The sequence below is a fragment of the Paenibacillus sp. LPE1-1-1.1 genome, from assembly GCF_040676435.1.
Taxonomy (GTDB): Bacteria; Bacillota; Bacilli; order Paenibacillales; family Paenibacillaceae; genus Pristimantibacillus.
Window position 1 is genome coordinate 2,093,149 of the sequence record NZ_JBEGHY010000001.1, and the last position, 21,488, is coordinate 2,114,636.

Sequence of the window (21,488 nt, forward strand, 5' to 3'; positions counted from 1 at the left end):
TTAACCTTCCGAATATGCGATTTCTAAATTGGTTAGATCTGAGTTTTTGCCAACGATAACTAGGATATCGTCCTTTTCGATTAAGTCATCCGCATAAGGGGCAATGTTCATTGCTGTACCTTTTTTGATGGCCATGACATTGCATTTATACTTCGCTCTGATATCGAGCTGCTTCAAGCTTTGTCCAATCATCGGTCCGGGAGCTTTGATCTCAATAATGCTGTAATCGTCGGAAATCTCGATGTAGTCGAGAATATTAGGCGATACGAGATGATGCGCTACCCGCAGTCCCATATCCCGCTCCGGGAAAACTACCTTGTCTGCTCCGATTTTGCTGACAACCTTGCCATGGAGCTCATTCTGCGCTTTGACAATGAGTGTTTTCACGCCTAAATCTTTTAGAATAAGCGTCGTCAAAATACTGGATTGGATATCTTGTCCGATCGCAACAACGACAACGTCAAAATTTCGAATACCTAGCGCCCTAAGCGCATCTTCATCCGTGGAATCTGCGGATACCGCATGCGTGACCGTATTTACGACTTCTTGGATGCGGTGCTCATTCGAATCGATCGCCAGCACCTCAAAGCCCATATCCGTCAACGCCTTCGCAATGCTTGAACCAAAGCGTCCCATTCCAATTACCGCGTATTGTTTCTTAGCCATCTTACAAAATCCTCCTAACCGGATGATTACTGCAGTTATCTAAATAGTATACCATAGCATGCTCATTCGGATGAAAACGGCAGGCGATGGACATAGTAAATAAGTAAAATCGAATGCGCCAGGAGGTTATTTAGTATGGAAGTTATTGATTTGCGTCAGGCGATCGTTAGGCGTGTGCAGGAAAATTCAGCGAAAGAGCTATCGGAAGTCATTGAAGACTCCATTGGCGCCGACGAACGCGCTTTGCCCGGTCTTGGCGTTCTGTTCGAGATGATTTGGCAGCAATCCTCGGAGCCGGAGCAAGGACAAATGGTCGAACACCTCTACAAGCATCTTCATCATAACGAAAACGCTAATCCGTCTCAATAACGCACGGCCGAAGCATAAACAACTTGGCCGCCGACGATCGTGTGCGTTACCCAAGGCAGGCCTTCATAACGATCCACGATGATGAGGTCGGCTGCTTTGCCCTGCTCGATGGAACCAAGCTCATCGCCTGCGCCTAAAGCTTGCGCAGGATGAAGGGATGCCATTCTTACGGCGGCTGGCAAAGCAGCAACCCCTTGATCGGCAAGCTTGAACACCGCGGCAAGCATCGAGGACGGATGGTAATCGGAGCATAAAATGTCCGCGGCGCCTGCTGCAATCGCATCGGCTGCCTTTAAGTTTTTATCATGCGACGCGCCTCGCACTACATTCGGAGCGCCTACGCAAACATGCAATCCCCTATCGGCAGCATGCCTCGCGGTATCCAAGTTAATCGGGAATTCACATACGGAAACGCCGTAGCCGATCGACTCTTCCACTTTTTGCGCAGAATCATCGTCATGCGACGCAATAGCAACGCCTTGCTTAGCGGCAAGTCCGCTCAATTCTTTCAGCTGTTCAACATTTACTTGCTCTCTCCGCTGAATCAAATCCTCGACGATAACACGAACCTCATCCATGCTTACAACTTGGTTTTTCATTACATAACGTTCAAAAGAACCCGGCTCCCGGTATTGCCCTTGCCCTGGCGAATGATCCATAAACGACAAATAATCGATTGTTTTTTCATTCAGAAAACGCTTCACGATAGGCATGCCTGCCAAATGTGATACCTCATAGCGCAAATGAATGCGGTTCCGAATAAAGGATCGCTTGCTCCGATAATCGTTGATATGCTCAACCATTCCCGTCAGCAAATGATCGCCGCGCAGGCTCAGTCCCACGCCTAGCGATAAGGAATGATACATCGTCGTGATCCCGTGAACGGGCAGCTTTCTCTCAAACTCCATCAAAGCCATATCCAGCGGAAATATCGTCCCCGGCCGCGGCTGCACTTCCTTCTCGATCGCATCGCAGTGGATATCGATAAGGCCAGGCATGACGTAATGCCCTTCCGCATCGATAACAGCTGCGCCCGGATGCTGTTTAAGCCAGCTGTCGATTGCCGATTCGCCTAGCAAAACAGCATCGATTCGCCCCTCTACTGCAGCCACGGCACCCTCCGCGATTTGATTTGGCAATACAACCTTCCCACTCGTAACGAGCAATGGCTTCCTATGCGAACGCAAGCGATCATCCATTGGTTTCGTCGTCCCCTTACCCTATAGTTATAGTAATAAGCTTACCATAATCCCCCTATAAAAATCACCCAGCCGGACCGGTATCTGACCCACCTTGCTGCAGCCGAACCTAAACCCCAGAAACGAAAAAAAGCCGCAGGAAATAACGCTCCCACGGCTAATTTTGTACAAGATTTCCTTAAAATTAATCCTCTTGCGGAATAAATTTATAAATATCGCCTGTTTCAAAAGAATCGATCAATCGATCCAGCCAACGATAGTATTTTAATGCTTCATCAATCTTCTGGGTGTCGTTCTCAAGTACGTCCAGAAACGCCAGATCGCTTTCATATTGCTGCTTCAATGCATCAATTTCCTTCATCGAACGGTTCAAGGCGCTCATGTTTTGCTCGACAGCCTTTCTCCATTTAATAGAGAAGAAATCGGCAAAATTCTGATGCCAATTCGGTTCAACCTCATACAAATCTTTTCTGGAACCTTTGCCCCACACTTTATTTATCATCTTCAAGTCATGCAGCGTTCGCATGCCCGTACTCATCGACGTCTTGCTCATGCCCATCGTCTGGCTCATTTCATCTAATGTAACCGGCTCGCGATTGAAATACATATTTCCGTATAAATGACCGATTGATAATGTGATACCGTACAAGTCCATGTTTTTCCCGATTGATTCGATGACGCGGCGGCGCGTATTTTGCAGCTTTGCAAGCTGCTCTTCAGTTAATGCTGCAAGTTCTTTCATATCGTTCCTCCTGAGGAGTGTCGTGCCCCCTATCATTCTTACATCAATTATTGTAATCAAATGGCTGTCCAAATGTAAAGAAAGCGTTTGGGATGAAAAAGGGAGTTATCAAGAGTATACAGTATGTAAAGTACGTAAAGTTATAACTGTACAAAGTATACAGTGTCTCACGGCTTTTGACCATTACAAAGATAACCAACTAAACTTATGGGAGTCGAAATATTCCACAAGGGGGCACAACATGGCGATTATAGAAGCCAAGAGGCTAACCAAAATTTTCGGAGCCGATCCGAAAAAGGCGATCCCGCTGCTGGATAAAGGATGGTCTAAAGAGAAAATTTTTGCAGAAACGAAGCTTACCGTCGGGGTTAACCAGGCAAGCTTCTCCATTGAGGCAGGACAAATATTTGTCATCATGGGCTTGTCCGGCAGCGGCAAGTCGACACTCGTGCGCCTGCTCAATCGATTGATCGAGCCTACCAATGGCCAAGTGCTGTTTAACGGTACGGATGTGCTGCGCATGTCTCCCGAGCAGCTCCGGCAGTTCAGGAGAAAAAATGTAGGGATGGTGTTCCAGAAGTTCGCGCTGTTTCCGCATCGCACCGTAATTCAAAATATTGAGTACGGTCTAGAGATACAGGGCATCGACAAAAAGAAACGAAAAGAGATGGCGATGGATTCGCTTGAACTGGTCGGATTAAAGGGCTGGGAAAACAGCTACCCCGATCAGCTAAGCGGCGGCATGCAGCAGCGTGTCGGTCTGGCGAGAGGGCTTGCCAACGATCCCGATGTTCTTCTGATGGACGAAGCGTTCAGCGCGCTTGATCCGCTTATCCGCAAGGATATGCAGGATGAGCTTCTTGAACTTCAGTCCAAAATGAAAAAGACTATCGTCTTCATCACGCATGACTTAAATGAGGCGCTGCGAATCGGCGATCAAATTGCCTTAATGAAGGACGGCAGTATCGTGCAAATCGGTTCGCCCGAAGAAATATTGATGCAGCCAGCCAACAAATATGTTGAACGTTTTGTTGAGGATGTTGATTTGTCCAAGGTGCTCACCGCCTCGCATGTCATGGTTAAACCCGAGACGATTACGATTGAGAAGGGTCCGCGCGTTGCGCTGCAATTTATGCGGGACCGCGGTGTTTCAAGTCTTTATGTCGTGGACAAAGGCATGCGGCTGCTCGGCGTAATAACTGCCGAGGACGCGGCTAATGCGATAAAAAACGGCTTGAAGCTGGAAGAGGCCATGGAGCGTGAAGCACCCTCCGCAACACCGGATACTCTGCTTAACGAATTGTTTGAGTTAATGAGTCAATCTAAATTCCCAGTATCCATTATTGACAATAACGGCCGCCTAAAAGGCATTGTCATTAAAGGCGCGGTTTTAGCCGCACTGGCCGGAAATTCTGTATTAGAGGCAGGTGAGCGTATTGAAACTGCCTAAAATCCCTTTAGCAGAATGGATTGAATGGGTAGAGGCTTGGCTCGAAGCCCATCTGGATCCCTTCTTTCAATTTATTCGCATCATCGTTGGCGAAACCGTAAACGGCTTGGATACCCTGCTTAACTGGTTTCCTGCGCTCGTTCTTATATTAATATTTACAATTATCGCTTGGTTTATCGGCAAGTGGAAGATGGCTTTGTTTACGCTTATCGGACTGCTCATTATTGAGAATCTCGGCTTATGGAGTCAAACGATGCAGACACTCGCGCTCGTTCTGACTGCAGCCTTCATATCTGTGCTGATAGGCGTTCCGGCAGGTATTTTATGCGCCCGCCATACCAGCGTGCAAAAAATCATTACGCCGGTGCTTGATTTCATGCAGACGATGCCGGCCTTCGTGTATCTGCTGCCTGCCGTAACCTTCTTCTCGCTCGGGGTGGTGCCAGGCGTGATTTCTTCGATCATATTCGCGATACCGCCAACGATCAGACTGACGAATCTCGGTATTCGCCAAGTTCCGGAAGAATTAGTCGAAGCAGCAGATGCTTTTGGCTCAACGCCGTCTCAGAAGTTGTTCAAGCTTCAGCTTCCGATTGCCATGCCGACTATTATGGCCGGCATCAATCAGACGATTATGCTGTCGCTCTCGATGGTCGTAATCGCCTCGATGATCGGTGCGCAAGGCGTTGGCGCCTATGTTTACCGCGCTGTTACGCAGGGTAATACCGGAGTCGGCTTTGAAGCCGGTCTCGCAATCGTAATCTTAGCCATTATATTGGACCGTCTGACCCAGCAGGTCATTCGCAAAAGCAAAACAACCTAAAACATCAAAGGAACAAAGCCTTTCATTAAACCTATACTTTTCATGCAAAATTTAAGGAGTGATTTTTTGAAGTTTAATCGAATAAGCGTAATTGTAGCAGCTGTTATGGTCATGGCACTGGTGGCGGGTTGTTCCGCTTCCAGCGGGAATAGCAAGAAGAAAGTAACGCTGGCCTATGTATCTTGGGATTCGGAGATCGCGAGCACCTATGTGGTCAAAGAAGTGCTTGAACAAAAGCTGAATTACGAGGTCGAGCTTATGCAGGTAGATGCTGGCCCGATGTGGGCCGGTATTTCCGATGGCAGCGCGGACGCGATGGTAGCTGCGTGGCTGCCAACGACGCATGCTTCCTATGTGACGAAATATAACGGAAAATACGAAGATCTAGGACCAAACCTTGAGGGTACAAAAATCGGTCTGGTCGTGCCTCAATATATGGACATTAACAGTATAGACGAACTAAATGATGCCGTTGGCGAAACGGTAGACCATACCATTATCGGTATTGAGCCGGGCGCGGGCATCATGATGTCGACGGAGAAAGTACTCGATGAATACAAGCTTCGTGATAAATGGACGCTGCTCGAAAGCTCCTCTGCTGCGATGACGCAGCAGCTGGAAAAGGCCTATGCCAATAAAGAACCGATTGTGATTACCGGCTGGACGCCCCATTGGATGTTCGCCAAGATGGATCTGAAATATTTGGAGGATCCTAAAAACGTTTATGGCGGAGACGAGCAGATTCACACGATCGCCCGTAAAGGCCTAAAAGAGGATCAACCGGAGGCTTTCACTTTCCTGGATCAGTTTAACTGGACTCCGGATGAAATGGCTGCCGTGATGATTCAAATTCAAGAAGGCGAAACGCCTGAGGCGGCTGCCAAAGCATGGGTAGAGCAGAACGCCGAAAAGGTCGACGCTTGGGTAAAAAAATAACTATAAAAGCAAAAAAGCAGAGCGGATGCCGCTCTGCTTTTTTGCTTTTAATCAAGTTTTTAAAAACTTTCAAATTAGTCTAAGCAATATGGCTTTAATCCCAGCGGCAGCGGCGCCGGACGCTCGCAGGTGCTTTTCATAACATAATGCACGCCTTGCTCGGATGCGTCATGGAAGCCATGCATTGCCTCAAGCACATGATAGGCAAGGTCGCCATTCGCGCGGTGCTTGCGGCCGGTCTGAATTGCCTTCGCCATATCGGCGGCGCCCACGCCGCGCGCATTTTCCGTGTAGCCGTAAGCGAGCGGAATGTCCGACCATTCATTTGAGCCCGCGCGGGTAAGCTTGATTTGGCCGTTGAAATTGTTCGGATCCGGGACGAGCAATGTGCCCGTGCTTCCATAAACCTCGATGCGAGGGAGCATGGAGCCGCCTTTGACATCAAAGCTTGTAAGCAGCGTACCGATTGGGCCTGATGCGAAATCCATAACGCCAGCAATGTGAGTCGGCACCTCTACCTTAACCTGCTGTCCGAATTTCGGCTTGCTCGTAATGGTTCTCTCCGGATAGGAGATCCGAGCTGATCCGGTAACCCGGGTAATGGGCCCCAGCATCGCAACGAGCGCCGTTAAATAATAAGGTCCCATATCAAACATAGGGCCGCCGCCCTTTTGATAATAAAATTCAGGTGCCGGATGCCAGGATTCATGGCCGCCTCCCACCATGAACGCGGTCGCTCCGATTGGCGTACCGATCCAGCCGTCCTCAATCAGCTTGATGCTCGTCTGAATGCCGCCGCCTAGGAACGTATCCGGCGCGCTTCCTACGTAAAGACCTTTTCTCTCAGCGAGCTGGAGCACTTCCTGTGCTTCCTCGCGCGTTACGGCAAATGGTTTCTCGACATATACATGCTTGCCAGCTTCAAGCGCCCGCAGACAAACGGAAGCATGGGCTTGCGGAATGGTCAAATTGATAATCATTTGAATTTCTGGATCAGCAAGCAGCTCTTCTACGGAGCAGCCGCGAACGCCGAACTCCTCGCCCCGCGCTTTTGCCCGATCCACATCTAAATCGGCGCAAGCCACAACCTGAAGCGCATCGAAGCGATTCCCGTTTTCAAAATAAATGCCGCTAATATTGCCTGTTCCAATAATACCTGCTTTAATTTTTTCCATTATCGTCCGTCCCTCGTCCCATATCCTAGTTTATAATAACTATGAAACCATTATTTAAAGCTGGTTGTCTGCCATGCCGCTGTACGCTGCTGCCGCCGTGCCCGCTTCCAGCGCTTTAGCCTTGCCTTCCGCGCACCAGAGGAAGCCGCGGCGCATAAGTTCCTTCACCGTAGGAATATCAATGATGTTCGCCTGATGGCCCAAGGAGTTGTAATATACCCGGCCTACGCCCCAGCGCTTCGTCCATGCAACCGGCATGTCGACAGCCTTGTTAAGCGAGTGCGGCCCGGGAGTCAGCGGGAACCGTGTCGTTGCCAACACTTCAACCGCAGGGTCCACATGCAAATAATACTGCTCGGAGCTAACGGTAAAATCCTCGATGCCATCCGTAAGCGGGCTTGATGAATTGTTAATATTAACCGTATATTCCACGCCGTCATTGCCCGGATGCGCCACCCATTGGCCGCCGGTCATAAATTGCCAATCTACGTTTTCACGGAACGCATCGCACATGCCGCCATGGCAGCCTGCCAAGCCGACGCCGCTTTGGACAGCTGCCGAAACATTATCCACAAGCTTCTGTTCAATGCGTGCCATAGTCCAGACCGGTACGATCAAGTCGAGCCCCTTCAGCTTCTCTGCATCTGCGAAAGCTTCAAGCGTATCCGATACCTCAACCTCGAAATCTTCAGCTGCGAGCACCCCGCGAAAAATTTCAGCGACCTCTTTCGGCTGATGTCCATCCCAGCCGCCCCATACGATTAATGCTTTTTTCATTGGACTTTCCCTGCCTCCCTTTGCTATAAATCTCATGCTTTTTCCTTACGACAACTCGCTAATGGAAACCCAGCGGCGCTCTGCAATCGAACGGTCTACTGCCTCAAGAACCTCTTGGCATTTCACGCCGTCCACAAAGTTCGGCACGGGCTGGCGATCTTCGGCAAAAGCTTGCATGAGCTCATGCACTTCATGCGTGAACGTATGCTCGTAGCCGATCGTGTGGCCTGCAGGCCACCATGCATCCATGTAAGCATGCGACGGATCGGTCGCCAGCACGCGGCGGAAGCCCTGTACATCCTCGGCATCGTCCGTAAAATAAACCTGCAGCTCATTCATCCGCTCAAAATCAAATTTGACGCTTCCTTTGCTGCCGTTTATTTCGAAAGCGTTCGTACAGCGGTGGCCCGCCGCAAAGCGGGTAGCTTCGAAGCTGCCCAACGCGCCATTAGCGAAGCGCGTCATGAACACCGTTGCGTCATCGACGGTTACCTCGCCTTTTGGCCCGCCTTCGCTGCCTTTGGCGCTGAGACCCGTCATAGCGGAAGCAATCGGCCGCTCTTTAATAAACGTTTCACTCATCCCGATCACCTCGTCAAACTCGCCTACAAGGAATCGCGCCATATCGATGAGATGCGCGCCTAAGTCTCCGTGTGAGCCTGAGCCCGCGATCTCTTTCTGAAGGCGCCAAACGAGCGGGAAGTTTGGATCAATAATCCAATCCTGCAGGAATACAGCGCGGAAATGATAGATTTCGCCGAGACGGCCATCGGAGACAAGCTTCTTGGCAAGCTGGACCGCTGGCGCGAACCGGTAGTTAAAGCCGACCATGTGCTTTACGCCGGCCTTTTCTGCCGCTTCAAGCATTTCCCGTGAATCCTCAAGCGTCAAAGCCAGCGGCTTCTCGCAAAAGATATGCTTGCCTGCTTCAGCCGCGGCAAGCGCAATAGCCTTGTGCGCATCGCTCGGCGCGTTGATATCGATCAAATCGATGTCCTCGCGTTTAACGAGCTCCTTCCAATCGGTCTCCGAGCTCTGCCAGCCAAACTGCGCTCTGGCTTGCTCTAATCCCTCCGGATCACGTCCGCAGATCGCCGTCATTTCCGGTTTAACCGCATCCGGAAAAAACATCGGAAGCGCGCGGTAAGCATTGCTATGCGCCTTACCCATAAACTTATAGCCAACCATGCCAACCTTTACTTTATCCATTTAAAAACCGCCTCTCTTAAGCGTAAACGGCCTCCGCGTCTATAAGCGCCTATGTCCGTTCCGCGATATAAATAGGTTGATGCACCCGGATTTCCAAAGCTATGCCCTTCTTTAGCTTCCCGAGGTTTCCCTTATTACTAAGCCTACCGGCAGTAAGTATTGCACGGGCTCCTCCGCTTCTTCCGTCTGCTTCTGATCGAGCAGTCTTGCGGCTGCCAGCTTGCCCATTTCGTAAAATGGAACAGCGACTGTACTCAGCTGCGGACTGATGATGCGCGAGCCGTCTGAATCATCGTAGCCGACCAGCGAATAATGCTGCGAAGCCTCAAGTCCCCGCTCCCGCAGCCCTTGCATCAAGCCGATTGCCATACGGTCATTCGCAGCGAATACCGCATCTACGCCGCCAGCGTTAATTTGCATCGCCAGCTGCCCAGCCAGCTCATACCCGCTCTTGCGGCTGTAATTTCCTGCGTAAACCAGCTGTTGATCATACGGAATGCCGGCTGCCTCCAGCGCGTTCCGATAGCCCTCAAGCCTGTCTGTACTATTTGAATATTGCATTGGACCATTGATGAACGCGACTCTGCGGCGGCCCTGGGCAAGCAAATGCCGTACGGCTTCCTTGCTGCCGGATACGTGATCCGCGTCAACCGTCGTATAAGCTCCCTCATCATACCGCTGATTGACAAGACAAAAGGGAAAGCCGCCTTCTTTGAGCTCCGCCAAAGCAGCTCTCTCTTCCGGCACGTCCTGCGAGCCGAGTACGATGCACGCATCGATCTTCTGCGTTCGAAAAAGCTTCGCGTAATCCCGCGCACCGTCCGGCTCTCTGAAAATAAGCAGCAGATCATAGCCGCAGCGCTTCGCCGTTTCACCGATTCCGCTTAATATTTCGGAGAAATAATAAGTGGAGAATAAGTGAACCTTAGGCACGAAGGGCAATATAACACCGATATTGCCGCTTCTTCGCCTAGCGAATTGCTGCGCAAGCGCATTCGGCACATAACCTAACTCAGCGGCAGCCTGCAATACCCGCTCACGCGTTTCTTCTTTTAATGGGCCGACGTTGTTTAACACTCTTGACACGGTTGCCTCGGACACACCTGCCAGCTTCGCGACTTCTTTCCTGCTAATGATCGATTGCCTCCTGAAAAATGCTTATGTGCTGCATAAAATGATAAGAAGATTGATAAAAAACGCTTTTAATGTACACGCGTACATTATGGCATGAAAACGGTTCACCGTCAATCATCTATTCGAAGCAATTTGTTCGTGTCGAATGATGGCAGCGCAAAAAAAACGATCCAGCCCGCGAAAGCCGCAAGCTAAATCGTTTTTATAATCCTGCACGTCTCTATTTCTTGGCGATTTCATTTATCCATTCAAATACAGCCGACAAGGCATTCGCTTCCTGGCTCATATTCATTCTTTCGATATACTCCGTTCGGTTATGATGAAGGCGCTCCACGCTTTCTGCCAGCGTACCTGCAGTCAGCTTTTCTTCATAGAGAATATCGGCGTAGCCTGATTTCTCGAAGGACTGGGCGTTCAAAATTTGATCGCCGCGGCTTTGTTCTTTTGTAAGTGGAATAAGCAGCATCGGCTTTTTCAAAGACAAAAATTCGAAGATCGAATTGGAGCCTGCACGCGAAATGACAAGATCGGTCATTGCCAGCACATCCGGCAGCTGCTCGTTTACGTATTCGAACTGCTTATAGCCAGGCATTACAATCGAGGGATCCACTTGGTTTTTGCCGCATAAATGAACGACTTGGAATTGTTTCGTTAGGCTCGTCAGAGCCTGCCTCACCGTTTGGTTGATTTTACGCGCGCCAAGGCTGCCGCCCATGATCAGAATAACCGGCTTGTTTCTCGTAAATCCGCAAAACGCTCTGCCTCGGTCCGCATTGCCCTGCTTCACTTCCTCGCGGATGACAGCCCCGACATGCCGGGTTTTATCAGCCTTCAGCATGCCTCCCGTCTCGGGAAAGGTCGTGCACACGCCGGTTGAAAACGGAATCGAAATCCGGTTAGCCAGCCCGGGCGTTAAATCCGATTCGTGGATGAGGAGCGGCACTTTGTTCAGCCATGCCCCGAGGACGACGGGTACGGATACGAATCCTCCCTTGGAGAATATCACATTTGGTTTATTGCGCTTGATAAGACGGTACGCCTGAAAAAGCCCCTTCACAACCTTGAAAGGATCCTTAATGTTCTGAATATCGATGTACCTTCTCAGCTTCCCTGTCGAAATCGGAAAATATTTGACCTGCGGAATCGACGCGACCAGCTGCCTCTCAATTCCGCTCTCCGACCCGATATATTGGACAGACCAGCCCTCTTCCAGAAATCGCGGGATCAAGGCCAAATTTACGGTAACGTGTCCGGCTGAGCCGCCTCCGGTGAACATGATTGTTTTCATGAATGACTAGCCACCTATCGTTTTTTATCCATTTATTATACGGGTAAACCTGTTTTTTAGCACTGAAAATCATGCCGCCCGAACGCAATAGCAAAAGCATCCCCAGCCGCCTGCGCTGCTGCGAGGGTGGGCCGGGGATGCTGTTTGCTTGCTTATATCCGTTCCCTTAAGGCGCGGTTTCCAAAAACTTGGACGTTGGATTCTTGTCTATTGCCGTGCGCATCGCATATTCATTCTCGAACAAGACGACATAATTGCCCTTCTTGTCCTTCACGAGCGTCGTATTGATCCGGAACTTACCGGGATCGATATTGTCATCGACGATCCAGCGAGCGAATTGGAACTGCATCCGATGCAGCTGAATATCCACGCCGTACTCCGCTTTCATCCGATGCTCGAATACCTCGAACTGCAAATGACCGACTACGCCGAGAATCGTTTCGTCGAAGTTGCCCGTGGAATGAAACACCTGGATGGTGCCCTCTTCCGTCAGCTGGTCAATACCCTTCTGGTACTGTTTATGCTTAAGCGCGTTTTTAACCGTTACTTTCGCAAAAATTTCGGGTGAGAACGTCGGCAGCTCATCGAACACGACTTCGCCGCCTTGCGATAAGGAATCGCCGATCCGGAAAATGCCCGGGTCAAACAATCCGATGATATCGCCGGGATAAGCCGTATCGACTATATCGCGGTCCTGCGCCAGAAATTGCTGCGGCTGTGCCAGCTTAATGTCTTTGCCGTTGCGCACATGGCGAACGCTCATGCCTCTTTCGAATTTGCCGGAGCAAATCCGAAGAAATGCGATACGGTCGCGATGCGCCGGGTTCATGTTCGCTTGAATCTTGAATACATAACCGGTGAACTTCTCATTCGTCGGTTCTACCTGGCCTGTCGTGCTGTTGCGCGGCGTTGGCTTAGGCGCCAGCTGCAGGAAGTTCTCCAGAAACGTTTGGACGCCGAAATTGTTCACGGCGCTTCCGAAGAAGAGCGGTGTCAGCTCGCCGGCCTGCACCTTCTCGAAATCAAATTGGTCGCCCGCAACATCAAGCAGCTCCAGATCTCCGATCAGCTGATCCGTCAAATAATCGCCTGCCATCTCACGGATAACCGGATCGTTATAGTCGCTGACCGGACGAACCTCGATCGTGGAATGGTCATTGCCTTGGAACAGCTCGACCTGCGTTTTCATACGGTCATAAACGCCGCAGAGCTCGCGTCCCATACCGATAGGCCAGTTCATAGGCACTGCGCGAATTCCGAGAACACGCTCCAGCTCCTCCATGAGTTCAAACGGACTTTGGCCTTCGCGGTCCAGCTTATTGATAAAAGTAAAAATCGGAATGCCGCGCTTGCGGCATACCTGGAAAAGCTTGATCGTTTGTGCTTCCACACCTTTGGCAACGTCAATAAGCATGACGGCGCTGTCGGCTGCCGTTAGCGTACGGTAGGTGTCTTCACTGAAATCTTGGTGACCGGGCGTATCGAGAATGTTGACGCGGTGTCCCAAATAATCGAACTGCATGACGCTGGACGTTACCGAGATCCCCCGTTGCTTCTCGATTTCCATCCAGTCGGACGTGGCGTGACGGCTGGCTTTGCGCGCCTTAACCGACCCTGCAAGCCGAATGGCTCCTCCGAATAGGAGGAGCTTCTCAGTTAGGGTTGTTTTCCCTGCATCAGGGTGAGAAATAATCGCGAACGTGCGGCGCTTTTCTACTTCCTGTTTAATTTCTTGGCTTAACGTTTGGCTCATGCTTGCCTTCCCTTCATTACGTAAGGTAACCGCAGCGATTATTTACCGCTGTTCGATACCCAAATGACGTTATCTTCCTCTTGGCCGTTAACCGGCCACCAATGGAAGCCATCTTCTCCAAGCAACTGATTCGCAGCTTCCGGACCCCAAGATCCAGCTGGATAAGTTTTCAAATCGCTTTTCTCTTCGCGCCAAGCTTGTGCAATGCGGTCAACGAATGCCCATGCTTGGGAAACCTCGTCCCAACGCGTGAAGTAAGTTGAATCGCCGCGTGCCGCATCATGAATGAGACGCTCGTAAGCTTCCGGCGTATTCAGGCCGATTTGGCAGCTTTGACAGAATTCCATCGCTACCGGTTGAACGGAATTGTTCTCGCCCGGCGTTTTTGCATTTACTTTAATATATATGCCCTCAAGCGGATTTACGCGAATGACGAGCAGGTTAGGAGCCAGATCATGACGCTGCGCGAACAAGACGTTTTGCGGCATCGATTTGAACTCGATGACGACCTCCGTCGTTTTGACCGGAAGACGCTTGCCTGTTCGAATATAGAAAGGCACGCCTGCCCAGCGGAAGTTGTCGACAAACACTTTTGCGGCAAAGTAGGTTTCGGTCGTGGAATCTTCACCCACCGAGTCCTCTTGGCGGTAGCCGGGAAGCTCCTTGCCGTGATGGCTGCCTTCGCTGTACTGCGCCCGAACGACATTCGAGCGAACTTCATCGCTTGAAGTGTAGTTGCGGAGCGAACGAAGCACTTTAACCTTCTCGTCACGAATATCCTCGCCGTGCAAACGGCTAGGCGGTTCCATTGCAATCATGGTCAGCATTTGCAGCATATGGTTTTGACCCATATCGCGCAAAGCGCCCGATTTATCGTAATAGCCACCGCGATCCTCTACGCCAACCGTCTCGGACAGCGTAATTTGCACGTTCGCAATATGGTTATTATTCCACAATGGTTCAAAAAATGCGTTAGCAAAACGGATAACTTGAATGTTTTGCACCATTTCTTTGCCGAGATAGTGATCGATCCGGTAAATTTCTTCTTCTTTGAACACTTGGTTGATTTGCTCGTTCAGCTTTTGAGCCGACGGTAAATCATAGCCGAACGGCTTCTCGATTACGACGCGATGCCAGCCGCTTGACTCCAGCAAGCCGCCGTCGCGAAGATTGAACGATACCGGACCAAATAGGGATGGCGCAAGAGCCAAATAAAATAAACGGTTGCCTGGAATATTGAACTTCGCATCCAGCTGCTCCGACAATTTGCTCAGCTCGCGGAAGCCCTCTACGTCGTTAATATCCAGCGACATGTATACGAAATGCTCTGCAAAACGATTCCAAAGCTCGGCATCGTCCGCTTTGTAACGACAAAATTCAACGATAGATTCATACAGGTCAGAACGGAATTGTTCATTCGTCCGCGGACGTCTAGCTAGACCGACAACGGCAAAGTTTTCCGAAAGCTTGCCTTCTTTATATAAACTGAAAAGGGCTGGAAACAGCTTACGCCGAGCCAAATCGCCCGTTGCTCCGAACAGGTAATAAACAGCGCCCTCGGCGGAGACGGATTCAAGATTATTAGTATATGTCATTTGCCTCATTCTTTCCCTATGTATTTTTATACAGCTTCACATGATATGTAGTTTAGCATATCCAGTTGCAATTCGCTATTCAACTGATCATAAAAAATACTGATAAGATACGTTACTTATTCTAATCAGATCAGGTTTTATTAGGGATTTTCCGCTTTGAAAACGCTGTATTCACCTGTAATGACAGGTATTCCGATCGTCAATTCGGTATTTTCACTATTTGTCTCTTTGTGCAAGGCGACTTGCAAATTCGCGGATTTGCCGTTTTCGACAGCAACCGACATGCGCAGCAGACGGGTATAATATGTCTCGCTTATCGTTCCGGCATCCTCATACCGGTCTACTGATTTAGCCTCTGCCATTCGCGTCAAGCGTTGAATGGCCTGTTTTTGCTTGGTATACCCTTGAACCTTCATGCTGCTGGTAAAGGCAGGTGAAATCAGGGCAAGCTTCGCGGAGATGTCTGACGCCGCATCCATCAATGTCTTTTTTTGGATTAGCGGCGATAACGTGGTATCAAGCAAAACCATAACCTGCTCGGTTTGCTCGTCTGTCTGTACGAGATGAATCGATAAGCTACCGCCGTATTGGGCCATCTTGCCTGATACCGTTTTTCCTTCATTTTGCACGACCTTGCTGATTGCCGTCCCTCCTGCCTCCGTGAAGAGCTGCTGGACAACTTCCTTCATGGTACCCGCTTTGCCCGTCACGTTCCATCTAATCGCCCAGTCTGCCCCCTCTGAGCCGCTTTTAAGCTCATCATCGCTCCAAGTCCACAGCGCTTGTAAATCATGCTGGAGCTGCTGCTCTGCCGGCGTGGTCTCGCGCGGCGCACGGTCAGCCTGCCAAAGCGCCCATGCGGCGCAAACCGAGATGACGGTCAAAGCAAGAATAATGCCAACCTTCGTTCGTTTCGCACGCTGCTTGGCTGACATTCGATGCTGAGCTGGCATTGCCTTATTCGGAATGTACATGTTTTTTCGCTCCTGTCCTTACGGAATGGGTAAACATCCATACACGTTTGCCTGTAGGTGAATACACTGGTTGCAGGAATGATTAAATGGAGGTGTCATCAGCGAATGGAACCTATTTTTCCATTACATGAGGAAGTCGTTAACCGCTATTGCGGGTATCCTGTATGTGTCGTCATGCAAGACGGTTCGCGCCATATAGGCATACTCAGCTCCTGCGGAGGCGGTAAAGTTCTGCTAAACGCAGAGGCGGGCGGTTTGGAAGCGAATGTGACGCAATTGCAAGCACCTGTTTCAAAAAAGAAAAAAAGCGGTAAAGGTAAAAAAGAGCTTCCGCACCAATCCGTCCAGCCGCAGGCGCAGGCGCAAACGCAGGCTTATCCTTATGATCCTTATTATTACGGGCCGCAGCCGTACTATCCTTGGGGCGGCGCGCTGGCACTCGATTTTGCGCTTATCGCATTTCTGTTTTTATTGCTGTAAACGGCGAAGCGGCGAGCTCTGCGGAGAAGCGCCGCTTTTCCTAAAAATAAGTTGTCACTTTGACAGGTTTCGCCAGCCTTTTCAGGCATGGCATAGTATGCTATCGCTGCATCAATCATTGAAGTTAGAAAGGAGTTTGCTAATGAGCCCGTATTCCCGTTCCATCCGGAGAATCGATCGTACCCCTGCCTATGAACCCGTGCAAGCCGTTACACCTTACGCCTATTATCCTTATCGAGATGCTGAGCCTCAACAGGCTCCTGATCAGGAACAGGACTGGAACCGCATCTACCGGCAAGCAGCCAGCAGCGCAGCCTCCTGGATCCAGACGACTAGAGATGCCCAAGACCGTATGGAACAGCTCGCGAACAAGCTAAGCCAAGAATTAAACAATGATCAGCCGATCAAAGAAAGCCTACATAGTTTAATTACGCTCCTCAATCAGCTGGAAACGTCATATACGCAGCGGGCCCGCGATCTGACCCCCGAGCTTTGGTCAAGCATAGAGCTGGCTATGCGGCATCCTGCCGCCAAAGAGATTGGCTTGTCACGCAGCGTGAGCGGTGACGGGCAATGGAGCATGGATGATGCTGCCTCGGGCCGCTTCGATTCTGCCGTGCAAAATGCCGATCGGATGAAACGGCTTTTGCTGGGCTCCAGCGGTTTGCTGACTGACCTGAGGTTGGCTTTAGCCTATACCGAGCAGCAAAAACCGACCGAGCTGCTACAGTCCAGCTTAACGTCTACCCTTCCATACGGAGACAATTTTAACGCCGTACAAAACTATTCGCCGGTACCCTATGCCGGTTTAATTATTAATCAATATATATAACCTTTGGCAGTCCATATAAAAAATGCCCTCTGTCCTGAACGATATGCAGGACAGAGGGCTCTATCCGTTTATCGATAGATCATGCTTAAACTCTGAATAATATTCAATTCACGCTAGAAGCAGGTGCTACATAACATATTCGCCTTGAGCGGCTCTATATCCTGCCATTAAAGTTTATTTTTTCCTGTATCAATAAGAATTGAATCTCAAGGAATTAGGATAACCTCGATTAATGCTCCGGCTTCGGCACCCCTCGGACCGGAAGGTATGACTGCTAGTCCCTCAGCCTCCGCGATTGAAGCCATCATGCTCGATTTGGAGAAGGCAAGCGGGTCTGCATGCAGGCTTCCGTCTGCTTGGCTGATCAAGCGTGTACGGACGAAACGCTCATGCGGACACGGCTTGTCTACTGCTGTGAGCAGCTTTGCCCTTACCCTCTGCGGCAGCGGCTCCGTTACGCCTTGAATCCGAAGCAGCGACGGCCGAACGAACAATTCAAATCCCACAAAGCATGCTCCCGGATTTCCCGACAAAGCAAACAGAAGCTTCCCGGCGATTACCGCTGCGGACGTCGGGCTGCCCGGCCTCATCGCGACGCGGTCGAAAAGCACTTCCGTTCCGGTCCCATGAGGAACGGCCAACGTGCCTCCGGCTTCCGTCGGATCTGTCTTCGTATATCCTAACGTTTCCTTCGGCTGGAAGCCTGTGCCCTTCTTGATCGATCGGAACAGGTCTGCCATGACATCATAATCTCCCACAGACACGCCCCCGGTTGTCACAATCAGGTCGGCATCCATCCATGCTCTCGCAAGCGCAGCTTCAACCGCTTCAGGCTCGTCCGGCAGCGAGCCCAGCATAATCGGCTCCGCGCCGCTCTGCTCGATCATTGCCGCGACCATCCAGCTGTTGCTGTCGCGGATCCGGCCCGGCGCCAGCGCCTCCCCAACCGGCAGCAATTCGCTGCCGGTTGCAAACACCGCTATGCGCGGACGCTTCCGCACGGCCACCTCGGCATAGCCGAAGGTGCCGAGCAGCGCCACATGGCCCGGCCGCACAAGCGTGCCGGGCACAGCCAATGCGCCCCCGAGGCGAAACTCCTCGCCTCTAGGCGCGATATGCTGGCCTGCGGCGGCGGCATGCTTGATCAGCACCGCCGGCGAGCCGCACTCCAGCATGGCTTCCGCGGTCTGCTCAAGCATCACGACCGCGTCAGCCCCCTCAGGCACGGCCGCGCCGGTCATGATGCGCACGGCAGTGCCCTTCTCCACGGCCGCGAGGGCGAGCCCGCCCGCCGCGACCGCGCCAATGACGCGCAGCGTCGCCGGGTGCTCCGGCGACGCTTCCGCGATATCAGCCGCGCGCACGGCGTAGCCGTCGAGGCCCGAGCGCGCGAAGGGCGGCCAGTCGCTGGTCGCAACGACCGTTTGCGCCAGCCTCCGGCCGCCAGCGGCCCGCAGCGGCACAAGCTCGCTGCCGAGGCTCAGCCCATCGGCCGCAGCCAGCGTGCGCCGCTGCGCCTCTTCTACCTTCACCGCGCGCCGGTTAAACCGGCTCTCCTTTTCTTTCCCGCCTGCCCCGTTGCTGCCATCTGTTTTCATTGCCATCACCCGCTCCTATAGCCGCTTGCTGAACAACACCGGCAGCTTATTCAGCATTCATTTTACAATGTATGTTAAACTATTGGCAATTAGGGTCATTACGCCCCCATGAAGGAGATCGCCATGCCACTCATCGTTCAGATCGTCGGATACAAAAATACCGGCAAAACCACATTGGTTTGCCGGCTGACAGAACGTTATAAACAAGCAGGATATAAAGTCGGGACGATTAAGCGCGATGCGCATGATTTTCAAATCGATACGCCCGGAACCGATACTTGGAAGCACCAAGAAGCCGGGGCAGATATGACGGCAATCACTTCCTCCGAACGCACAGCGGTTTTGATTCGCCATCCCGTCCCGCTGGATCAGTTGATTGCGCAAATGTCCGAGGTGGACGTTATTCTTATCGAAGGCTTCAAAGACGCCGCGTATCCAAAAATCATTATGATTCGGTCAGCGCCGGATTTGGAGCTGCTGCAGACGCTGCAAAACCCGCTCGCAGCTGCCGTCTGGCCCGAGTCCTGCCTTGCTGAATCAGCCGGTTTAACTGTAACCGCAATTGAAGTCAATCATATCGATCAGCTGTACCAAAAAGTGCAATCGTTATCGCTTCCTACCTAACGGCATTGTTAATCCGCAATCCCTTGTTTAAGGGCATATATAGCCGCCTGCGTGCGGTCATCCACATCGAGCTTGTTAAAAATATTCGTAATATGGAATTTGACGGTTTTTACGCCAATGAACAGCTCGTCGGCGATTTCTTGATTAGATCTGCCCTGTGCTACCCGCTTCAGCACATCCATCTCGCGATCCGTCAGCTCGTCATGCAGCGGAGCTTGCTCCTGCTGCTTCGGCTGCCGGAAGCGGTTCATCATTTTCGCGGCCACCTGGGATTCCAATACGGACTGTCCGCGCGCAGCCGCTCGTATCGCGTCCGCAATTTCCGTCGCCCGCGACGTTTTCAGCAAATAGCTGAACGCTCCTGCTTCTATGACAGGATAAAGCTTGCTGTCATCCAAATAACTCGTAAGTACGATGACTTTGCAATCAGGGTAAAGCTCCAGCAGCTTTGCGGTCGTCTCTACGCCATCCATGCCATCCATCACTAAATCCATTAAAACCACATCCGGCCTATACGCCTGTGCTAATCGAATGCCGTCCATCCCGTTGCTCGCTTCACCCACAACCTCGATACCGTCCTCCGTGTCCAGCACTGCCGCGAGTCCGATCCGTACCATTTCATGGTCATCGACGAGCAGAACCTTTATCGGTTGACCCAATTGCTCCATTGCCTCCACACCTTACACCGCCCCTAATAAAAAAGTAAACTTTACTATCCATTACGTTAAGCTAATTATCTCATTGACCGTCGGCCGGAATCCAAATTTGAATGATCGTTCCTTCGCCGGGCTTCGATATCATTTGCAGGGAACCTCCTAGCTCAAGCACCCGCTCCTCCATGGTGAGCAGTCCGTACGAGGTTTGCCTCTTCGCCTCCAGATCAAAGCCCACGCCGCTGTCCTGCAGGCTCATATGCACTTGATTGCCTAATCGGATCAACTGAATAGCCATGCTGTCCGCTTTGGAATGCCTGAGCGTATTAGACAAGGCCTCCTGCGCGATACGGAACAGATGGTCCTCGGCATTTGGCGAGAGGATGATCGTTTCATCTACCTCGAGCGTGATCGTCATCGGTACCTTCTGCTTCAGCTCATCCACGAGCACCGAAAGCGCCTGCCCAAGATTTTTTCCATCCAAATGAACGGGCCGAAGATGAAGCAGCAGCGCGCGCATCTCTGATTGCGCAACGGCAGCCATTTCTTCAATAAGCTGCACCTGGCGCTTCGCCCGCTCCCAGTCCCGGTCAATCGTGCGGCTGACGGCCGTCGCCGTCATGGAAATGGCAAATAGCTGCTGGCTAACGGCATCATGAAGCTCGCGTGCAAGACGTTGGCGCTCCTCTATGACAGCCGTAAACTTAACTTTCTCCGTCCAATTGGGATCAACCTGCTCCTGCTCCGAAATTTCGTTCTCAGTCTTCTCGCCGTTACTGAGCGTAACCGTAAATCGACGCTTCATTTGCTGTTCGGTCAGCCGTTTCAGCGATTCCTTCAGCTTGGAATTTTGCAAATAGCCGTTCAAAGCAGCCGCTGCAAGCCCCGCCCCGACAATCGTCAAACCGATGACCGCCCATTTCCCCTGCAGCGTGACGAGCTCGACGTAACCGATCCCCTGCAGCACGATAACAACCAAGCTAATGATAATCAGCAGCCACAAAACCGTTTCCGTCGCATTGCGTCTGCGGGCCGCATGATTCGGCTGGTCCCTGTTATTGCCTTGCTCCATACGGCTCACTTCCTTCTATGTACTATTTTAACCTTAATTGTATTGTTATGTAAGATAAATTCATTCTAAATGCCTTTTTCCTATGCGTTAAGCCAGACAAATGAAAGAGCAGACCGTGATCCGGTCCGCTTCTTCCCAG

Annotated in this window: 21 protein-coding genes; 7 read left to right on the forward strand and 14 right to left on the reverse strand. The window is 51.2% G+C overall.

Annotated elements, in window-relative coordinates:
* Complete coding sequence (locus MRBLPE1_RS09200; RefSeq protein ID WP_364144317.1) at positions 1-666, reverse strand: potassium channel family protein; 666 nt, start codon at positions 664-666, stop codon at positions 1-3.
* Positions 667-801: 135 nt separating this feature from the next.
* On the opposite strand from MRBLPE1_RS09200, the gene sspI reads away from it, so the two are divergent.
* Complete coding sequence (gene sspI, locus MRBLPE1_RS09205) at positions 802-1,035, forward strand: small acid-soluble spore protein SspI (protein ID WP_364144319.1); 234 nt, start codon at positions 802-804, stop codon at positions 1,033-1,035.
* Here the strand turns inward: sspI and MRBLPE1_RS09210 are convergent.
* Positions 1,029-2,234 (reverse strand): alpha-D-ribose 1-methylphosphonate 5-triphosphate diphosphatase, encoded by a 1,206-nt coding sequence (locus MRBLPE1_RS09210; protein WP_364144321.1) that lies wholly within the window; start codon positions 2,232-2,234, stop codon positions 1,029-1,031. The two genes, sspI and MRBLPE1_RS09210, sit on opposite strands and share 7 nt — an antisense overlap.
* Before the next feature lie 184 nt (positions 2,235-2,418).
* Positions 2,419-2,976, reverse strand: coding sequence for a GbsR/MarR family transcriptional regulator (locus tag MRBLPE1_RS09215; protein ID WP_364144323.1), 558 nt, complete (start codon positions 2,974-2,976; stop codon positions 2,419-2,421).
* Positions 2,977-3,217: 241 nt separating this feature from the next.
* Between MRBLPE1_RS09215 and MRBLPE1_RS09220 the strand changes: the two genes are divergently transcribed.
* The 3 genes from MRBLPE1_RS09220 to MRBLPE1_RS09230 all read left to right on the forward strand — a co-directional run bounded on the left by MRBLPE1_RS09220 (position 3,218) and on the right by MRBLPE1_RS09230 (position 6,185).
* Complete coding sequence (locus tag MRBLPE1_RS09220; RefSeq protein ID WP_364144326.1) at positions 3,218-4,426, forward strand: quaternary amine ABC transporter ATP-binding protein; 1,209 nt, start codon at positions 3,218-3,220, stop codon at positions 4,424-4,426.
* The gene (locus tag MRBLPE1_RS09225) at positions 4,413-5,249 is read left to right on the forward strand and encodes an ABC transporter permease (RefSeq protein ID WP_364144328.1); all 837 of its coding nucleotides are present in this window, start codon (positions 4,413-4,415) and stop codon (positions 5,247-5,249) included. The genes MRBLPE1_RS09220 and MRBLPE1_RS09225 overlap by 14 nt, the downstream gene beginning before the upstream one ends.
* Positions 5,250-5,315: 66 nt before the next feature.
* Positions 5,316-6,185: a glycine betaine ABC transporter substrate-binding protein gene (locus MRBLPE1_RS09230; RefSeq protein ID WP_364144331.1), complete on the forward strand. Its 870-nt coding sequence runs from the start codon at positions 5,316-5,318 to the stop codon at positions 6,183-6,185.
* Positions 6,186-6,259: 74 nt separating this feature from the next.
* On the opposite strand, the gene MRBLPE1_RS09235 is transcribed toward MRBLPE1_RS09230, so the two are convergent.
* From MRBLPE1_RS09235 to MRBLPE1_RS09270, 8 genes are all read right to left on the reverse strand, one after another.
* Positions 6,260-7,360 carry a Gfo/Idh/MocA family protein gene (locus tag MRBLPE1_RS09235; protein ID WP_364144333.1) on the reverse strand — a complete coding sequence of 367 codons (1,101 nt, stop codon included), beginning with the start codon at positions 7,358-7,360 and terminating at the stop codon, positions 6,260-6,262.
* Between the two features lie 54 nt (positions 7,361-7,414).
* Entirely contained in the window at positions 7,415-8,137 is a 723-nt protein-coding gene (locus MRBLPE1_RS09240; protein ID WP_364144336.1) for a ThuA domain-containing protein, read from the reverse strand.
* A 45-nt stretch (positions 8,138-8,182) separates the two neighbouring features.
* Positions 8,183-9,346 (reverse strand): Gfo/Idh/MocA family protein, encoded by a 1,164-nt coding sequence (locus tag MRBLPE1_RS09245; protein ID WP_364144339.1) that lies wholly within the window; start codon positions 9,344-9,346, stop codon positions 8,183-8,185.
* Between the two features lie 111 nt (positions 9,347-9,457).
* Entirely contained in the window at positions 9,458-10,483 is a 1,026-nt protein-coding gene (locus MRBLPE1_RS09250) for a LacI family DNA-binding transcriptional regulator (RefSeq protein WP_364144596.1), read from the reverse strand.
* Positions 10,484-10,700: 217 nt separating this feature from the next.
* Entirely contained in the window at positions 10,701-11,768 is a 1,068-nt protein-coding gene (locus tag MRBLPE1_RS09255) for an undecaprenyldiphospho-muramoylpentapeptide beta-N-acetylglucosaminyltransferase (RefSeq protein ID WP_364144341.1), read from the reverse strand.
* A 166-nt stretch (positions 11,769-11,934) separates the two neighbouring features.
* On the reverse strand, positions 11,935-13,521 hold the full coding sequence (locus tag MRBLPE1_RS09260; protein ID WP_308999241.1) for a peptide chain release factor 3: 1,587 nt from the start codon (positions 13,519-13,521) through the stop codon (positions 11,935-11,937).
* 38 nt (positions 13,522-13,559) lie between these two features.
* Complete coding sequence (zwf, locus tag MRBLPE1_RS09265) at positions 13,560-15,116, reverse strand: glucose-6-phosphate dehydrogenase (RefSeq protein WP_364144345.1); 1,557 nt, start codon at positions 15,114-15,116, stop codon at positions 13,560-13,562.
* 140 nt (positions 15,117-15,256) lie between these two features.
* Positions 15,257-16,090, reverse strand: a complete 834-nt coding sequence (locus MRBLPE1_RS09270) for a YwmB family TATA-box binding protein (RefSeq protein ID WP_364144348.1) — start codon at positions 16,088-16,090, stop codon at positions 15,257-15,259.
* A 105-nt stretch (positions 16,091-16,195) separates the two neighbouring features.
* Between MRBLPE1_RS09270 and MRBLPE1_RS09275 the strand changes: the two genes are divergently transcribed.
* Positions 16,196-16,570 (forward strand): hypothetical protein, encoded by a 375-nt coding sequence (locus MRBLPE1_RS09275; protein ID WP_364144350.1) that lies wholly within the window; start codon positions 16,196-16,198, stop codon positions 16,568-16,570.
* 142 nt (positions 16,571-16,712) lie between these two features.
* Positions 16,713-17,402, forward strand: coding sequence for a hypothetical protein (locus MRBLPE1_RS09280; protein ID WP_364144353.1), 690 nt, complete (start codon positions 16,713-16,715; stop codon positions 17,400-17,402).
* A 206-nt stretch (positions 17,403-17,608) separates the two neighbouring features.
* Here MRBLPE1_RS09280 and glp read toward each other — a convergent pair whose 3' ends face one another.
* Positions 17,609-19,006: a gephyrin-like molybdotransferase Glp gene (gene glp, locus MRBLPE1_RS09285; RefSeq protein ID WP_364144355.1), complete on the reverse strand. Its 1,398-nt coding sequence runs from the start codon at positions 19,004-19,006 to the stop codon at positions 17,609-17,611.
* A 117-nt stretch (positions 19,007-19,123) separates the two neighbouring features.
* On the opposite strand from glp, the gene mobB reads away from it, so the two are divergent.
* Entirely contained in the window at positions 19,124-19,624 is a 501-nt protein-coding gene (mobB, locus tag MRBLPE1_RS09290) for a molybdopterin-guanine dinucleotide biosynthesis protein B (protein ID WP_364144357.1), read from the forward strand.
* Positions 19,625-19,632: 8 nt separating this feature from the next.
* Here the strand turns inward: mobB and MRBLPE1_RS09295 are convergent, their stop codons facing one another.
* The gene (locus MRBLPE1_RS09295; RefSeq protein ID WP_364144360.1) at positions 19,633-20,292 is read right to left on the reverse strand and encodes a response regulator transcription factor; all 660 of its coding nucleotides are present in this window, start codon (positions 20,290-20,292) and stop codon (positions 19,633-19,635) included.
* Between the two features lie 70 nt (positions 20,293-20,362).
* Positions 20,363-21,349: a sensor histidine kinase gene (locus tag MRBLPE1_RS09300; protein ID WP_364144361.1), complete on the reverse strand. Its 987-nt coding sequence runs from the start codon at positions 21,347-21,349 to the stop codon at positions 20,363-20,365.
* Between the last annotated feature and the right edge of the window lie 139 nt (positions 21,350-21,488).

Excerpts from the sequence above, each read along its gene's own strand:
- MRBLPE1_RS09200 (WP_364144317.1), bottom strand. The coding sequence starts at position 666 with ATGGCTAAGAAACAATACGCGGTAATTGGAATGGGACGCTTTGGTTCA.
- sspI (WP_364144319.1), top strand. The coding sequence starts at position 802 with ATGGAAGTTATTGATTTGCGTCAGGCGATCGTTAGGCGTGTGCAGGAA.
- MRBLPE1_RS09210 (WP_364144321.1), bottom strand. The coding sequence starts at position 2,234 with ATGGATGATCGCTTGCGTTCGCATAGGAAGCCATTGCTCGTTACGAGT.
- MRBLPE1_RS09215 (WP_364144323.1), bottom strand. The coding sequence starts at position 2,976 with ATGAAAGAACTTGCAGCATTAACTGAAGAGCAGCTTGCAAAGCTGCAA.
- MRBLPE1_RS09220 (WP_364144326.1), top strand. The coding sequence starts at position 3,218 with ATGGCGATTATAGAAGCCAAGAGGCTAACCAAAATTTTCGGAGCCGAT.
- MRBLPE1_RS09235 (WP_364144333.1), bottom strand. The coding sequence starts at position 7,360 with ATGGAAAAAATTAAAGCAGGTATTATTGGAACAGGCAATATTAGCGGC.
- MRBLPE1_RS09240 (WP_364144336.1), bottom strand. The coding sequence starts at position 8,137 with ATGAAAAAAGCATTAATCGTATGGGGCGGCTGGGATGGACATCAGCCG.
- MRBLPE1_RS09245 (WP_364144339.1), bottom strand. The coding sequence starts at position 9,346 with ATGGATAAAGTAAAGGTTGGCATGGTTGGCTATAAGTTTATGGGTAAG.
- MRBLPE1_RS09255 (WP_364144341.1), bottom strand. The coding sequence starts at position 11,768 with ATGAAAACAATCATGTTCACCGGAGGCGGCTCAGCCGGACACGTTACC.
- MRBLPE1_RS09260 (WP_308999241.1), bottom strand. The coding sequence starts at position 13,521 with ATGAGCCAAACGTTAAGCCAAGAAATTAAACAGGAAGTAGAAAAGCGC.
- zwf (WP_364144345.1), bottom strand. The coding sequence starts at position 15,116 with ATGACATATACTAATAATCTTGAATCCGTCTCCGCCGAGGGCGCTGTT.
- MRBLPE1_RS09270 (WP_364144348.1), bottom strand. The coding sequence starts at position 16,090 with ATGTACATTCCGAATAAGGCAATGCCAGCTCAGCATCGAATGTCAGCC.
- MRBLPE1_RS09275 (WP_364144350.1), top strand. The coding sequence starts at position 16,196 with ATGGAACCTATTTTTCCATTACATGAGGAAGTCGTTAACCGCTATTGC.
- MRBLPE1_RS09280 (WP_364144353.1), top strand. The coding sequence starts at position 16,713 with ATGAGCCCGTATTCCCGTTCCATCCGGAGAATCGATCGTACCCCTGCC.
- glp (WP_364144355.1), bottom strand. The coding sequence starts at position 19,006 with ATGGCAATGAAAACAGATGGCAGCAACGGGGCAGGCGGGAAAGAAAAG.
- mobB (WP_364144357.1), top strand. The coding sequence starts at position 19,124 with ATGCCACTCATCGTTCAGATCGTCGGATACAAAAATACCGGCAAAACC.
- MRBLPE1_RS09295 (WP_364144360.1), bottom strand. The coding sequence starts at position 20,292 with ATGGAGCAATTGGGTCAACCGATAAAGGTTCTGCTCGTCGATGACCAT.
- MRBLPE1_RS09300 (WP_364144361.1), bottom strand. The coding sequence starts at position 21,349 with ATGGAGCAAGGCAATAACAGGGACCAGCCGAATCATGCGGCCCGCAGA.